The 16,414-nt window shown below is 40.7% G+C and carries 13 protein-coding genes and 2 pseudogenes; 4 read left to right on the top strand and 11 right to left on the bottom strand.

What is annotated here, in order from left to right:
• Position 1 precedes the first annotated feature (1 nt).
• Positions 2 to 787 carry a capsule biosynthesis GfcC family protein gene (locus L5L91_RS03495; protein ID WP_028761137.1) on the top strand — a complete coding sequence of 262 codons (786 nt, stop codon included), beginning with the start codon at positions 2 to 4 and terminating at the stop codon, positions 785 to 787.
• The gene (locus tag L5L91_RS03500) at positions 787 to 3,150 is read left to right on the top strand and encodes a YjbH domain-containing protein (RefSeq protein ID WP_263235693.1); all 2,364 of its coding nucleotides are present in this window, start codon (positions 787 to 789) and stop codon (positions 3,148 to 3,150) included. Before L5L91_RS03495 ends, L5L91_RS03500 begins: the two co-directional genes overlap by 1 nt.
• A gap of 147 nt (positions 3,151 to 3,297) precedes the next feature.
• Here L5L91_RS03500 and rfbC read toward each other — a convergent pair whose 3' ends face one another.
• From rfbC to L5L91_RS03520, 4 genes and pseudogenes are all read right to left on the bottom strand, one after another.
• Positions 3,298 to 3,837, bottom strand: coding sequence for a dTDP-4-dehydrorhamnose 3,5-epimerase (gene rfbC / locus L5L91_RS03505; protein ID WP_263163520.1), 540 nt, complete (start codon positions 3,835 to 3,837; stop codon positions 3,298 to 3,300).
• A 44-nt stretch (positions 3,838 to 3,881) separates the two neighbouring features.
• Positions 3,882 to 4,049 (bottom strand): annotated as a pseudogene (locus L5L91_RS03510) (sugar phosphate nucleotidyltransferase); the annotation flags it as partial.
• 214 nt (positions 4,050 to 4,263) lie between these two features.
• A complete protein-coding gene (locus L5L91_RS03515; protein WP_263139277.1) occupies positions 4,264 to 5,634 on the bottom strand; it encodes a GAF domain-containing sensor histidine kinase in 1,371 nt (456 codons plus the stop codon).
• The gene (locus L5L91_RS03520) at positions 5,631 to 7,172 is read right to left on the bottom strand and encodes a DUF3369 domain-containing protein (protein ID WP_263235695.1); all 1,542 of its coding nucleotides are present in this window, start codon (positions 7,170 to 7,172) and stop codon (positions 5,631 to 5,633) included. The genes L5L91_RS03515 and L5L91_RS03520 overlap by 4 nt, the downstream gene beginning before the upstream one ends.
• A 259-nt stretch (positions 7,173 to 7,431) precedes the next feature.
• Here L5L91_RS03520 and L5L91_RS03525 point away from each other — a divergent pair, with 259 nt between their 5' ends.
• Complete coding sequence (locus tag L5L91_RS03525; RefSeq protein WP_113940966.1) at positions 7,432 to 7,884, top strand: copper resistance protein NlpE; 453 nt, start codon at positions 7,432 to 7,434, stop codon at positions 7,882 to 7,884.
• Between the two features lie 197 nt (positions 7,885 to 8,081).
• Positions 8,082 to 8,789: a HutD family protein gene (locus L5L91_RS03530; protein ID WP_263235696.1), complete on the top strand. Its 708-nt coding sequence runs from the start codon at positions 8,082 to 8,084 to the stop codon at positions 8,787 to 8,789.
• Between the two features lie 30 nt (positions 8,790 to 8,819).
• Here L5L91_RS03530 and rfbB read toward each other — a convergent pair whose 3' ends face one another.
• From rfbB to L5L91_RS03565, 7 genes and pseudogenes are all read right to left on the bottom strand, one after another.
• On the bottom strand, positions 8,820 to 9,848 hold the full coding sequence (rfbB, locus tag L5L91_RS03535) for a dTDP-glucose 4,6-dehydratase (RefSeq protein WP_263235697.1): 1,029 nt from the start codon (positions 9,846 to 9,848) through the stop codon (positions 8,820 to 8,822).
• A 130-nt stretch (positions 9,849 to 9,978) separates the two neighbouring features.
• Positions 9,979 to 10,476, bottom strand: a pseudogene (glmM, locus tag L5L91_RS03540) (phosphoglucosamine mutase); the annotation flags it as partial.
• Positions 10,477 to 10,635: 159 nt separating this feature from the next.
• On the bottom strand, positions 10,636 to 11,802 hold the full coding sequence (locus tag L5L91_RS03545) for a nucleotide sugar dehydrogenase (protein ID WP_263202373.1): 1,167 nt from the start codon (positions 11,800 to 11,802) through the stop codon (positions 10,636 to 10,638).
• Between the two features lie 261 nt (positions 11,803 to 12,063).
• Positions 12,064 to 13,068, bottom strand: coding sequence for an NAD-dependent epimerase (locus tag L5L91_RS03550; protein WP_263202376.1), 1,005 nt, complete (start codon positions 13,066 to 13,068; stop codon positions 12,064 to 12,066).
• 101 nt (positions 13,069 to 13,169) lie between these two features.
• Complete coding sequence (locus tag L5L91_RS03555) at positions 13,170 to 14,309, bottom strand: glycosyltransferase family 4 protein (protein ID WP_263202377.1); 1,140 nt, start codon at positions 14,307 to 14,309, stop codon at positions 13,170 to 13,172.
• Positions 14,306 to 15,433, bottom strand: a complete 1,128-nt coding sequence (locus tag L5L91_RS03560; protein ID WP_263202378.1) for a glycosyltransferase family 4 protein — start codon at positions 15,431 to 15,433, stop codon at positions 14,306 to 14,308. Before L5L91_RS03560 ends, L5L91_RS03555 begins: the two co-directional genes overlap by 4 nt.
• The gene (locus L5L91_RS03565) at positions 15,396 to 16,235 is read right to left on the bottom strand and encodes a hypothetical protein (RefSeq protein WP_263202379.1); all 840 of its coding nucleotides are present in this window, start codon (positions 16,233 to 16,235) and stop codon (positions 15,396 to 15,398) included. Before L5L91_RS03565 ends, L5L91_RS03560 begins: the two co-directional genes overlap by 38 nt.
• Positions 16,236 to 16,414 lie beyond the last annotated feature (179 nt).

Below are 16,414 nucleotides of genomic sequence, written 5' to 3' on the forward strand. Positions count from 1 at the left end.
AATGAGATCCTATTTAATGCCCTTAGCGCTACTGGTCAGTTCTGTTTTAGCGACAGTAGCTCAGGCTGAAACCCAATTGTTAGTTACAACGTCGTCAAACCAAGATGCACAAGTTGAATTACTTTATCCAACATCGATTCGTCTTGATAAAGTAGTTCTGGACGGCTTACAACAACTTCAAATACATAATAAAAACAATCATAAAGAGATAACCCCTATTTATTGGTTGGGTGCAGCACTACTCGATATCCAAAACACTGCCGCTTTAGAAGCTAAGCGCAAAGAAACCCTGTCCCAACTAGCACAAATGGGTCAAGCTGCAGATGACAGTATCTATACAGCAAAGCTTGCAAAACTTGCGCAGTTTTTACGACAAATCAAGCTCGGACAGCGCGTAATGCAGCCATTACATCCTGATCTAATTAGGATAAATGACTCATACAACCCTCTAATTGATGGCCGTTTCGAACTTATCTTACCTCAGAGACCTACGACAGTACTTGTCATGGGTGCGGTAGCTAAAGCGGGAAGTTTTGAATGGCAAGTCAATAAGAATAGTAAAGACTATTTAGCGAAAGCGATTCCATTAGAAAACGCTGATAATAGCTTCGTATGGATAGTTCAACCAGATGGTAAAGCACTAAAACAACCAATAGCCTATTGGAATGCTCAAGCGCAAGATATTGCTCCAGGAGCTGTGCTTTATGTTGAATTTTCAGACTTAGTAGAAGACTACAGCACATTGAACGCCAATATTATTGAATTACTAAGGAATCGGGCTCTGTAATGAATAACGCTACCCATTCTAATCTTACGTTAAGTAAACTTTCAGCTATTGCTCTGGCTCTTTTCCCTTTATTCCATATCCAAGCCGATGAATTTAGCTATCCTCCACTCTTAGCCTCACAATCGGACTTTGGTGGTGTAGGATTAATGCAAATGCCTACAGGACGTATGGCTCCTGAAGGTGAGTTTAATTTTGCAACAACTTATAACTCTGAATACCAGCATTTTTCAGCTTCAGTGCAATTATTCCCTTGGTTTGAAACTACGGTTCGTTATACCCAAGTACAAGATCTACTCTACAGTAACGATCCGAGTTTCAGCGGTAACACCAAGTACACTGATAAAGGTATCGACTTTAAAGTCCGTCTAGTAGAAGAAAGTTACTGGTTACCAGAAACTTCTATTGGTATAAGAGATTTTGGCGGTACAGGCTTATTTGATGGCGAGTTTATTGCGGCCACTAAACGTGTTGGTCCAGTCGACTTTACCTTAGGGATAGGCTGGGGCTATATAGGAAATAGCGGTAACCTGACTTCGGATAAAAAAGATCTTAATGATAATTGTGATCGAGACACATCTTTTGGAGGAAAAGGTGGAACTGTCGACTACCAACGTTGGTTTAAAGGCTGTGCGGCATTATATGGCGGTATTGAATATCAAACGCCGTGGGAACCTTTACGAGTAAAAGTAGAATATGATGGAAATGATTATCTAGCAGATTTCCCCGTCACTGGTGGTGGCGTCGATATGTCACAAGACAGTAAATTTAACTATGGCTTACTCTACCGAGCAACGAGCTGGAGTGATTTCCACCTAAGCTATGAGCGTGGTAATACTTGGACGTTAGGCGTTAGCCTGCAGACTAACTTCAATGATTTACGACAAATTAAACGTGATACTCCTGCAGAGAAATATAAACCTATAGCAGCAGTACCTATGTCGGGTAAAAGAGTAACGCATGACGGTACAGAAGAAACAGCACAATCCTCTACCGATACGGCTATTTCAACGGTAACAACTCAGCCATTAGTAACAACTGAGTCATCAAAGTCAGAACCGGTTACAAACACGACTATCCACGCTGAAATGCCCAGCCAAACTGATTGGGACAGAGTAGCGACTGAGCTTAGTACTATCGCTGGTTACGACAATCCAAAAATCTATCTTGATAATCACAGTGTGACCGTGGTTGCAGATCAAGTAAAGTATATGGACCGTAAAGAAGCCCACCATAGAGCCGCCACTATACTGGCAAATAACACTAACAAGCAGATAATTACTGAATATCGTCTTATTGAAACCCGTTATAAGCAGTCGATAACAGAGACACGTATCGACGCTGATAAATTCGCTCAAGTAGCTACCTATGGTTATATCAATGCAGATATGGCGGATAGCACAGAAATCAGTGTACCAAGGTCGCCTCAAGGAACATTAGTAACCCAATCCCATGAGGATTGGTTGGATAAATTAAGTTTTGATATTACCCCCACTATGGTGCAATCCTTCGGTGGTTCAGAAGGTTTCTATATGTTCAACATAGGTGTTACTGGCAGTGCAGCGTATCGATTTAATGATCGCTTGGAAATTTCGGGATCACTTTATTTGAATCTCTATGATAACTACGATAAATTTTTGTACGATGTTCCACCTGATGGTACCGACTTAAAACGCGTAAGAACGCTTATTCGTCAATATGTCCATGACTCAACGGTCAGAGCGACTAACTTACAGCTAACTTGGATGGATAATCTGAGCGATAACATCTCCTATCAAGCCTATGGTGGTTATTTAGAGATGATGTATGGTGGAGTAGGTACAGAATTCCTTTATCGACCGCTAAACAGTGAGTGGGCATTCGGTTTTGATGCTAACTATGCGAAACAAAGAGATCCTGACAGCATGTTTGGTTTCTTCGAGGATGAGCATCAATACGATCCTATTACAGGTCCATATCGCGTACAAACCGGTGTAGTGACTGGACATGCAACAGCTTATTACCAGCCTAAGTGGTTCCCGAATACCTTGTTAAAAATCAGTGCAGGCCAATATCTTACCGAGGACAAAGGCATAACTGTCGATTTCTCAAAACAGTTTGATAGTGGCGTTATCGTCGGTGCATTTGCGACTAAGACTAACTTGTCAGCAGAAGAATACGGTGAAGGTAGCTTTACCAAGGGATTCTATATTTCAATTCCATTCGATTTAATGACAATTAGACCGACTCAAAGCCGTGGCTTCCTCTCTTGGATGCCGTTGACCCGTGACGGTGGCCAAATGCTTGGTCGTAAATACAACTTATTTGATATGACTGATGCGCGGTCACCTTGGTATACCAGACCCAGTGTAGACCCCATTAAATAGTTAGTACGCAGCTAAACCTCAAAACGGGCAAGATAATTCTTGCCCGTTTTGTTTTCTGCCATTAGGACTAACTTACAATAGTAAAATCTGCACTGCCAAATTAGCTCACGACTCAATCATTCCTTTTAATACAAGCAGTGATTGGTCTTATGAGGGTACACTGGCGATGCTATCTCTGGTGGATAAAATCGGTGCGGCAATTAATGGCCAATCAATGGCAAACTCAGCACTGTTCCAAGCTAAAACGCTTTCATCTTCAGGATCATAATATTGGGTACATTGATAAATAACATCAGCATAATCACTGAGGACATAAAAACCGTGCGCAAAGCCCGGCGGGATCCACATTTGCAGATGATTCTCTGCCGATAGCACTCGCCCAACCCACTTTCCATAGGTGGCCGAGTCAGCCCGAATATCGACGGCAACATCAAAAATGCTCCCTGCACAGACCCGCACCAATTTACCCTGCGGTTTTCGCCGTTGAAAATGCAAGCCTCGCAGAACATTGTGTTGCGAACGACTCTGGTTTTCCTGCACAAATACGGGAGGCTCAAGTCCTCTTGCAGTAAAACAAGCATCAAAATAGGATTGCCTGAACGTTTCCTTAAAAAAACCACGCTCATCACCAAATACTTGAGGTTCAAACACCAATACTTCGGCTAATTCTGTTTCGCTATATTTCATCCAATACCTGCTTATAAAGTCATGCACGAAACAGCGAAATAGTAGGGTATAAAAAAGATCAATATATCCCGAATCTCAGCTTGCATCAGAGTGGCCAAAGGGTAATAAATCATTGGTTTATCATAAATGGGCAGTAATTGCTTACAGACAACTTGCGTCATAGGATAAAGACGCGAGCCAGTACCGCCCGCCAGTAAAATGCCTTTTCTCATTGAAATATTTAGGATTGATAAGCCATGTTGAAGTGCCAAGATTGTAGCATACAAAATGTCGCGAGCAGGAAGAACGGATAACAGGGCTGCTGGCTGTTAATGCAGGAAAAACAACGCAACAGAATATTAAACCGCAAAAGCCAATACCATTTTGGCCAGTAAGATTTCAATTCGTCTGTTACTTAATAAACATATAAGAAGACGCTAACCTATCTCAACCCTTACTACTTTCAGGGATCAGCATCTCAATACGTAACCCCTGATTAGGCGCTGAGAAGAGTGACACATTACCGTTCAGCTTTTGTGTGATCAGATTATAAATAATCGACATCCCCAAACCTGTTCCACCACTCTGCCTTGCGGTGGTGAAAAAAGGCTCGAATGCTTTGGCTTTCACTTCATCGGACATGCCTACGCCATTATCTTCATAAATCATCTTGATCTGCGAAGCCATTTTTTCAACCACTATCACAATTTGCTTATCACCGACAAAATCATCGGGAAAAGCATGACGAAAACTGTTCGCGACTAAGTTAGTGAAAATTTGTGCGATCGCACCGGGGTAAGAATCAATAAAAATATTATCGTCAAGTTCGACTTTTAAAGTGATATTTTTCTTACGCATCAAGGGTTTTAATGAACTAAATATCTGAAAAATATAATTCTTCAGATTAAAGCGCTCGCGTTCCAGTATCGATTGGTCTGCAGCAGTACGCTTGAAGTTATGCACCAGTTCTGCAGCGCGGGAAAGATTACGTTCAATTAAGCATAAACCATCCTGCATTGTATTGATAAAGCTGACAAATTTATCCTCATCGAGCTCGTTTTTCTCAAAGAGTCCTTTCAATAGTGATAACTCATCCAAACAATGGGTCACGGATGTGACAGCTATGCCAAGGGGGGTGTTCACTTCATGGGCAACACCAGCAACTAAGCTGCCTAAGGCCGCCATTTTTTCATTTTCAATTAAGTGCTTTTGGGTTGATTTTAAAGTCGATAATGCCGTTTCAAGCTCTGCGGTACGCAGCTCAACTTTATGCTCAAGATCGGTATTAATGAGCTTGAGCTGTTGCTGATATTCAATGATCTCTTTAGCACTCATGGCTCGACCAAAAAGGTCGGCGAGTGCCGAGGCAAAAGCCTTCTCATCCCGAGTCCATTCCCTCGCCTCGCCCTGATGTTCAGAACAAATAATCCCCACCATTTTTCCGTGGTGACGAATAGGACTATCCAACAAAGAGCTGATCTGATTCGGTTTCAGATAGGTTTCGACAAATTCTTTAGTGGCGGGATCCGTTTGCGCCTTATTGGCGACAATTGTGCGCTCATTGTCGAGCAGGCTAAAATAATGGGGAAACTGTGCGCGAGTGAGCACTAACGCTTCTTGTGGCTGCTGATTGTCGAGTGAATAATAACAAGCGATGCTCTGATTATCTGGACTCAACAACCAAATGCCCGCCCGAGAGATCTGTAATCCCTTACAAATTGAGCTCACGATAAGTTGTGATGCTTGAATGAGATCACCCTCATCAATAACCTGAGACTTACTGACATCAAATAAAATTCGATCAAGCATTCGGGTCATAGCGGCTCGTCCGGAATATGAATATGTAGGGAGGCAAACACATCTAACAAATCAAGGCTGGCTTCACATAAGACGGGATCAAACTGTTTACCCGATTGCGCTAAGATGTACTCGCGCACCGCCTCAACTGACCAAGCCTCTTTGTAACTTCGCTTGGAAAGCAAAGCATCAATCACATCGACAATCGCCATGAGGCGGCCTTCAATCGGAATGTCTTCCTGCGATAGCCCACGGGGATAACCTTGCCCATCCCAACGTTCATGGTGAGTATAAGCAATTCTAGCGCCCATTTTGGCAATGATACGATTTGAGCCAACCAACAGGTTATAACCCTTCTCTGCGTGCGTTTGCATAATCGCCCATTCCTCGGCATCGAGTTTACCGGGCTTATGCAAAATACTCTCAGGGATACCGATTTTTCCTACATCATGAAGAGGCGCCGCATAACGAATGGTTTCGATAAAGTCTGCCTTCATACCAATGGCAATCGCGAGCATTTCTGTCATGCGCGCTACACGGCGCACATGGGCTCCTGTCTCCTTACTGCGCTGCTCAATAGCATCTCCAATGATTAAAATTAGCTCCCTTTGTGTCTGCTGCACATTTTCACGGCCCGACAAGTTCTCAAAGGTTAAGCTCACATTTGCCGCAAATAGCTCAAGAATGCTGACTTGAAAATCCGTTAACTTAGTGTTGTGTTGTAAATATAAAATACTGGTAACATGTCCACTAAGCTCATAAAATCCAACATAAATATTTTCACGGATCAGCGACGTTTTTAGCGCTATCGCTTCAATAATATGTTCCCGCACATCCCCTGGCAGAGTCTCAACGCTTCCACCTTCAAAGTAACTGATCATATCTCCCGTGGCGGCCAGCAGATTCATTTGAGTATCGAGGTAAAGGTCTTGATGATAACTCGTGAGATAAAGAGCCGAGCTTTCAAGATTGAGCAGCTGCAAGGTCTGTTCGAGCACTGCACTACCAAAGTTATGCAATGTATGGCTCTTAAGTACAGAGGTGGAAGCAGCAATCACTTTTTCCATCCCCTTTTGACTTTGCTCGATAATTTTTATATCGCGATAGGAGCGCAATGAGGTGTACACACAAGACTTAAGCCGAGCCGCGGTGAGCTCTGTTTTAGCTTTATAATCGTTAATGTCAAAATCCCGAATGACTTGCTCTTCAGGTGCTTGCCCCGGCTGACCCGTACGCAAAATAATGCGGGTACTGTGGTTATTTAATTCAGTGCGAATTTTTTGTACTAGCTCTAAACCTGCATGATCCGTTTCCATGACGACATCAATAAAGGCCAAGGCGATATCTGATTCAGTTTGAAATAATCTTAAACCTTCAGCAGCGCTGTAACAGGAGTAGAACTGCAAGACTCGATTATCTAAGGTCAGATTTTTTAACGCAAATCGAGTGACATCATGGATCCCAGGTTCATCATCAATAATGGCCACCTTCCAAATGCCTTGTTTAGGCTTATGGGATGTATCTTCGATAACATCAGCACTTTTCTTAAATAACGCCACAAAACCACCGTTTACGATGAATAGTTACGTTTTAGTATAGATTCAATCTTGAAAGTGACTAGTTTCAAAGGATAAATTATCATCCCTTTGATTACCGCTTAGGACTAACAACTAACATACTGGCCACTTAAAATCCACACAAAAACAACTTAAGTTATTGTTATAAAAATAGAAATAGCAAAAGTTAGCCTAACCTAGTCTTGGCGGGTATGATGAGTGCACTTAATGCATAATTCCCAAAATTTCTATTGGAGCTACTATGAAAAAATCACTATGTTACATCGCACTGCTGGCTTTATTCACCACGGCTTGCTCAGAAGCCCCAAAAGAAGAAACGGCAGTCAATACAGCCCAAGCTCAAACAGAAGCGGCAAAATCCGTCCCAGTAGGTGATACCAGCCAGAACTCGCTCGATTGGGCAGGTAGTTATGAAGGCGTATTGCCTTGCGCCAGTTGTGAAGGAATGCAAACCCTAATCACTTTGCAAGCTGATAATAGCTTTGTCCAAGAAACAGTTTATTTAGGTAAAGATGAAAAGATTTTAAAACTGATGGGCAAAGTGACATGGGACGAACTGGGCCAGAAAATCACCCTAGAAGATGGTACACAATATTTGGTCGGTGAAAATCAGTTGATCATGTTAGACACTGAAGGCAAACGGATCACCGGCGAACTTGCTGCAAATTATGTGTTGAAAAAGAAAGGTCTATAAAAGCAGAGCTGGCAGTTAGCACTCAGCTGCGGTATTAGATTATGGATAACGGAACGCTGCACTTACCGTAAAAGCAAAGCACCCGTACCGTTATCCGTAAGTCACGCTGAAATGTTCTGCAATCGCAAAGCGATACTTTAGAAGTTGTGAAGCGAAGAAAAGCGAAACAAACCTTCTTAAACAATAAAGAGGTTATTTTGAATAACAGCATACAACTGATCCGCTATCAAGATTGCCCATCAACGCCATGGAAAAATGGTGGTGGAAGCACAAAACAGCTATTCATTTCCCCCATCAATGCCGAACTTACTGAATTCGATTATCGGATCAGCATTGCAAGTATTAGCAGCAACGGACCTTTTTCATCATTTATCGACATAGACAGGCAACTGGTCATTCTGGAAGGTGATGGTGTCGAACTCAGCATCAATAGTCATGAAGGGACAAAACAGATAAATGGCCTTGGAGCTGGAGAAAAGATATCAGGAAATACAGATACAACTGAATATAAGCGACTCTCGCCCGCTGATAGCCCATTCTGCTTTGCTGGTGAAACCTCAATAACAAGTCAATTATTAGGCAGTAATGTTATTGATTTCAATGTCATGACCAAACGCGGCGTATTTAAAGCGCATACGCAAAGGCTTAGCTTTGATGACATATTTATCGAAGAACAGATTGCAACCTCAAACAACTCCCCAAATGAACTGCAAAAAACTGAAACTTACATCCCTATCATCCAAATACTTTGCTGCTTAGATACCGTGACATGGGAGCACAATGGCCAGGTTATCAAGATCATGCCCTATGATATTCTCGTTTTCCAACAAGGGGATGGTATAAGGTTAAAATCAACAAGACCAAGTAGACTACTTAAAGTGTCTATTACTGCCTGTCCCCTATAACAGTATTTACAGGTTAAGCTCCAATATTACTCAATTTGGCGCGTTAAAATACCGAGCCACTATCCACTCGACAGTTTTTCTGAGCCCAGAATCGAAGGACTCTAATGGTTGCCAACCAAGTTCTCTCTGGATCTTGCTCGCATCAATGGCATAACGCACATCATGCCCAGGTCTGTCTGTAACATGTTCTATCAAACCTCGAAAACCAATACCATTAATAACAAAAGCTTGCGGATGAGTGGGTACTAACTCTTCGAGTAAATCGCAAATTTGGTAAACAACCGCTAGATTGCTACGCTCATTAGCCCCTCCAATATTATAGGTCTCCCCGACTCTGCCCTGTGTTATAACAAGAAACAAGGCACGCACATGATCATCTACATATAACCAATCACGTACTTGCTGACCATTACCATAGACAGGTAACGGTTTTCCGGCCAATGCATTATTGACCATCAAAGGGATCAATTTTTCAGGGTATTGAAAAGGCCCATAATTATTGGAGCAGTTAGTGATAACTATCGGTAAACCGTAGGTGCGATGCCATGCTCGAACAAGATGATCCGCCGATGCCTTGCTGGCTGAGTAAGGAGAGCTAGGATCATAGGCTGTAGTCTCAGAAAAGAATCCTGTAGCCCCTAATGAACCGTAAACCTCGTCGGTGGAAATATGATGGAATCTAAAAACTTTTTGCTTATCCGCATTCAAACTTTGGAAATAGCAGCGGCACGCCTCAAGCAATGTATAAGTACCCACTATATTGGTTTGGATAAATTCAGCAGGTCCATCAATTGAGCGATCAACATGGCTTTCGGCCGCTAAATGCATCACCACATCTGGCCGATAATCCTGAAATACGGCATCTAATTTCACTCTATCGCAAATATCAGCCTGAATAAAATGATAGCGCTCACTATTGGCAATTTCGGCCAAAGCATCAGAATGACTGGCATAGGTTAACTTATCGAAATTGATCACTACACACGTCGTTTGCCCAATCAGCATACGGACCAAGGCAGAACCGATAAAGCCAGCCCCACCCGTAATCAATATTCGCATATCACTCACCCAAAAAGTAAAAGGTTAGAAAAACAAAAAGCCAGAAAGTATACAACTTTCTGGCTTGAAAATTCAGCATATTAAGATCTGAATGGACACTTAGCGCCATTAGGCTTTACAAACTCCAGATCTAAGCTGTTCGGACCGCATCCGCGATATATTCTGCTTGAGTATGCGTCATAATCTTATCGGTAGATTCGACCATTACGCGAATAAGCGGCTCTGTACCGGATTTGCGCAACAATACACGCCCTTGGTCACCTAAGATCCCTTCGGCTTTAATCACAGCTTGCTGTACGCTGCTTGTCGCTAAAATGCTGTCAGCATCAGCCGTGACCAAACGCACATTAATTAACACTTGAGGAAGTTTAGTCATGCCAGCTTTAATCTCAAACAAACTCTTCTGGGACTCTAATATAGCTTTAAGCACCTGTAAGGATGCAACAATGCCGTCTCCTGTTGAAGCATGTTGCAAGCTCAAAATATGTCCAGAACCCTCACCGCCAAGTTGCCAACCGGTATGCTTAAGTTGCTCAACAACATAGCGGTCGCTCACTTTCGCGCGAACAAAAGGGATATCCATCTGCTTAAGCGCAAGCTCTAAGCCAAGATTTGACATTAAGGTGCCACAGCCCAACCTAACTTCATGGTAAAATCAGGAGTAATAGGGAAGTGCCTACTTTGCCACGCACACCATCGGAGCCAAAATGCTTCCGAAATACAAAATTCTTTTAAAAAACTGAATAAAATTCAGCTTTAAAATCTAATTATCAGTCTTAAATAAGGTTTAATCACTACCAAATATATCACGGGTATATACTTTATCAGCGACGTCAGCCAGTTCCTTGGCCATACGATTAGACACAATCACATCAGCTTGGTCCTTAAATTCAGCAAGATCCGTAATAACTCTTGAGTGGAAAAACTCGGGCTCTTTTAAAACAGGTTCGTAAATAACAACTTCAACTCCCTTGGCCTTGATACGCTTCATGATGCCTTGAATACTAGAAGCCCTAAAATTATCAGAACCCGACTTCATGATAAGGCGATAAATACCCACTACTTTAGGGTCGCGACTTAAAATGGACTCAGCGATAAAGTCTTTACGCGTCGTATTAGAATCCACAATCGCACCAATAATGCTGTTAGGTACATCGGCATAATTAGCCCGTAATTGTTTTGTATCTTTAGGTAAACAATAACCACCATAACCAAAAGAGGGGTTATTGTAATGGCCGCCTATACGCGGGTCTAAACAGACTCCCTCAATAATCTGCCGTGAATCTAGCCCATGAGTCTCAGCATAGGTATCAAGTTCATTAAAATAAGCGACACGCATGGCAAGATAAGTATTGGAGAATAATTTAACGGCTTCAGCTTCAGTGGAGTCAGTAAATAACACTTGAATGTCTTTTTTAATCGCGCCCTGCACTAATAACTCAGCAAAAACCTTAGCACGTTCACTGCGCTCACCCACAATAATGCGCGAAGGATGTAAGTTGTCATAAAGCGCTCTTCCCTCACGCAAAAACTCTGGCGAAAAAAGGATATTATCACAGTTATATTTTTGCTTAACCTTGGCAGTAAAACCCACTGGTACAGTAGATTTGATCACCATCACGGCTTTAGGATTAACCGCTAACACATCTTGAATAACCGATTCGACAGAGGAAGTATTAAAATAATTAGTTTTAGGATCGTAATCCGTAGGAGTTGCAATTATGACAAAATCGGCGTTTTGATAAGCTAACTTTTTATCTAAGGTAGCGATTAAATCGAGTTTATGATGAGCTAAAAAATATTCAATTTCAGCATCCAGAATTGGCGACTGTTTACTATTAATCAATTCAACTTTTTCAGGAATCACATCAACAGCAACAACTTGGTGGTTCTGGGCTAATAAAATGGCATTAGAAAGACCAACATAGCCAGTGCCAGCAATAGCGATTTTCATTACTTATGTCCTAATGTGTGTAAGCAATGTCTAATCTGCTCACAAAAAATATCACTCAATATGTCGTCATTCCTGTGCAGGCTGAAATCCATTACAAATAGCCAAGAGTTACAATCATGCAGAGAAAATACAAACCATCAGGCGAATTACTACCATCAAGAATGGCGACAAAACAAGGCATTCTACGTACGCAAAGCGCGTTATAAATTTCGTCTTACAATTTAAATGGTTTAAATAATTAAAATGACATTTTTAACAAACTTAAATCCGGTAATAACTGCGATACCATGCCACAAACTCAGCCACGCCTTCTTTTACACCAACTTTAGGTTGATACCCTGTAACAGCAAATAAGTCTTGGGTATCCGCATAGGTTTGATAAACATCACCAGGCTGCATCTCGCGGAAGTTCTTTTTCGCTACAATACCTAATTCATCTTCAATGGCTTTAACAAAGTCCATTAAATTAATTGGCGAACCGTGACCGATGTTATACACCGCATAAGGCGCTGAGCTGCTAGCGGGAGTACCAGTTTCAACCGTCCAGTCATTATTGCGTTTAGGAATCACATCGCTGATACGCACCACACCTTCGACAATATCGTCTACATGGGTAAAATCGCGCCACATATCCCCATTGTTATTAATATCTATGGTTTCACCTTCTAAAATCTTCTTTGTGAAAATAAACGGCGCCATATCAGGGCGACCCCAAGAACCATAAACGGTGAAAAAACGTAAACCCGTGGTCGGAATATCGTAAAGATGAGAATAACTATGCGCCATCAACTCATTTGCCTTTTTGGTGGCAGCATATAAGGATACTGGGTGATCAACGCTGTCACAGGTGGCAAAAGGAGTTTTAGCGTTTAAGCCATATACAGAACTGGAAGAAGCATAAACTAGATGCTTCACTTTTGTTTGCCGGCAACCTTCTAGAATATTCAAATGACCCACTAAATTTGAATCAGCATAGGCATGCGGGTTTTCAATTGAATAACGCACGCCAGCTTGGGCGGCGAGATGAATCACTCGGTCAAAATTCTCTTTCTCAAAAATCGACGCCACGGCGGCGCGGTCTGCAATGTCTAAATGAATAAAGCGAAACAACGGATTTTCAATACCAGTTAACCTAGCTTTCTTTAAATTGATGTCGTAATAGTCGTTAATATTATCAATACCAATTACAACATGACCTTGCAGACAGAGACGCTGACAGACTGAACTACCAATAAATCCTGCGGCACCCGTAACTAAATACACCATACTAATACTCCGATAAATTTTTTTGATCTGGTTTAATAACTAAACGGTGGCCACATCCTTACCCCAGTCTCTCGTTAGAGTATGTGCCATTAGTTATACCGCTATTTACCTTTGGTAATCAGCTTAATCAACTTCGGGGTGATTTTCTTCTCGTCAAATTTATCAACCGCAATTTGATAGCTCGCATCACCCATTGATTTAATAAGGTCTGGCTGCAGAATAAAGCTTCTCATTGCTTTAACCAACGGTTCAACATTCCATTTCGGCACAAGAAAACCATTGTAACCATTTTGTACTGTTTCCCGGCAACCGGGAACGTCAGTGGTGATCACCGCCCGACCAATAGCCATAGCCTCTTGTGTTGAACGCGGCACGCCCTCTCGATATGATGGTAAAACAAACACATGTGCAGAACGTATCCGTTCGTGCACATCATTCACAAAACCAGGGTAAATAATTGTACCGTCATTAATAAATTCCTTTAATTGATGAAGCTTGATGCCGCCAGGGTTTTCTTCATCTAACCCACCTAACACTACAAATTCTGCATTAGGGTATTCAGATTTTATTTTTTTTGCAGCAGCAAGGTATTCGAAAATCCCTTTTTCTTTAAGTAACCGTGCCACAAATACAAATCGAATTTTATCTTTATCTAACTGAGGAACCTGATAAGGATAAGAAGCTAAATCTAAACCGATCGGACCAAAAACTTCGATTTTATTTTTATTGATAAATGCAAATTTATTTAAATCTTGAGGATCGTCAGGATTTAAAAACAGCACTTTATCAGCAAAGGCATAAGACAAGGTGGCAAGCGTGCCATGCACATACTGCAAGAGCTGACGGTTGAATGATAACCCAGTTTGAGAAGGAGTATGAATAAAACCTAACCCTTCGATCATAGCAATTTTATTTTTACAACCAGCAAACTTAGCCGCTAACGTCGCATACATAGATGGTTTGATAAAGAAACTAAAAACAGAGTCTATTTGATAATGACGAAAAAGTTTTCTTAATTGATATATTGTTGCCAAATCTTTTATTGGATTCAATCCAGCCCGTTCAAGGTCATAATCAATAGGGATAGCTCCTAATTCCTGAATCGCAGTTCGTGTATCCTGAGTATAGTCAACCGCAAAAGCATAAACAGTATGCCCATCATTAACTAAACTTTTTATTAAATCTTTACGAAAAATCAAATGCCCAGGAGAAGCATTTTGTGAAACAAGTGCAATATTCATGAATTAAACCAAACCTGATGATAGCCAGCGACCATCTTCTCTATACTAAAATTATCCACAATCCGCTCACGACAAGCTTTTTTTCTTGCTTGCCACAATTGTGAATTGTGTTGTTTTTCGTCCATCGCCTCTAATATCGCTTTGGCTAAAGCTTGAGGATCTTTCGGTGGCACAACCCAACCAGTTTCACCCACAATTACCGCTGCATCACCAACATCCGTGGTAACACAAGGCGTACTACAAGCCATGGCTTCATTTAATACATTAGGAAAAGCCTCGCTCGAAGATGATAAAATAAACAGGTCAAACCCATTCATGACTGATGGAATATCCTGTCTACGACCGAGTAATAAAATACATTCACCGCAAGTGTTTTCGTTTATTAATCGCTTTAACACGTCATTGCCATCAGTCAAATCATTACCTACCAGAGCGACTTTTACACGATCTTTAAAGTCACTTAATAATCCGATCGATTGAATCAAGTTAGAATAATCTTTAAAAGGATGAAAACGTCCAACATGTCCAATTAAAAACTGTTCATTCGCGATGGCAATTTCTTTCCGAAAAGTCAAGCCTGAATATGAATTAGGCATGAATTGATCAATATTATAACCATTTGGTACAACATGCCCTATCTTAGAATCAAACCCAATCGACTCTTGTACTTGGCGAGATTTTTCTGCGCAATAAATAATACGGCGAGGAATAAATGATGAAATTAAGGCATTTAGTTTTGCGATTATCATCGTGGATAACTTTGATTCCCCTCTTACCAAAGTGGTATGGTGCACTCCCCATACAACATTTTTCACTCGAGCAAGCCTTGAGATTATCCCACCGATTAAATCAGCATGGTACATCCAAGTCTGTACTGCATTCGGTTTAAGTTGGCGTAGTAATTTATACAATTTAACTAAGGCCATCAAATGTATACTGCCTGCGGGCATATTCAAACAATAAACCTTAACACCAATCTCTTCCAGTAAAGGACCATATTTCCCTTTATCCATCAAAGAAATTACAACATGTTCATTATCTCTATCGAAATCGCACAGACGATATAACACAGCTTCTGCGCCACCATCACTTAAACCGGTAATAATATGTAGTATTTTTTTCATAAATAAGAAAAGTTAAAGTATATAAAAATGTTACAGCTGGAATAAAGAAATCACCAATAGTCCAGCCACCCAAAATAGAAACAATGAAAACCGTTATTTTTGTAATATAGTCCAGAGAGCTTTTAAACAACAAAAAACATAAATACCCTAAAAATAAACATAAAGGTAAAATGCCACTTTGTGCTGCAATAGATGTAAATGCGGAGTCGCTAATCCAATTAGTATTAGTCAAACCCCAAAATAAGCTTTCAGGTAACGATGCTAAAAGCTTTTCTAATACAGCTCCTGTAGTATTCTCCCTTCCAGAAAATGAGGCATCTGCTTTTATAGTAAAAGCTCGATTAACGATTCTTCCAACACTTGAATCTAACAGCCATACAAAGGCAAGCATAACAAAAGGTAATAAAGAGATTAAGGAAAAAAATGTTTTTCTTGATAATCTGAGACTCCAAAAACTGCAAGACTTTATTAATGACACAAATAACATTAAAATAAAAAGGACAATAGCAGTACGTGATCCTGTCAAGATAATATAAAAAAAAGTCAAAAACAAAAAGGTGAAATCTTTTCTGACTAAAGAAAAATAAAACATCAAGAAAATACCAACAGATGCGGAACTTAAAGCTGACCCCCATAAAACCCTTGTTCGTAGGACATCAAATCGCATATCACCATAATTATTGATGAAGTCAGAATAATAGCTAAATGACACCATATTTAACTTTGTCAAAATCTCAAAAAAAGAAACAGCCAAGAGAAATAAAACAATTAACTTTAAGAAGCAATCAAAAATAACTTTCATGCATTCTTTTTTTATACTTCGGCAGACTATAACGTAAGTAAAGAACACAAAAACCGGAATAAAAATCAAACCGTTTATATTACCCCTCTTTAAAAAAAACATTAATACCAGAGAAAGCAATGATAACCCATAAAATATTATATGCTGTTTTAACTTCTTATCAATGATAAGTGAATACA

Origin of the sequence: Shewanella sp. SM55 (assembly GCF_025654025.1) — a bacterium.
In the GTDB taxonomy this organism is placed as follows: Bacteria; Pseudomonadota; Gammaproteobacteria; order Enterobacterales; family Shewanellaceae; genus Shewanella; species Shewanella oncorhynchi.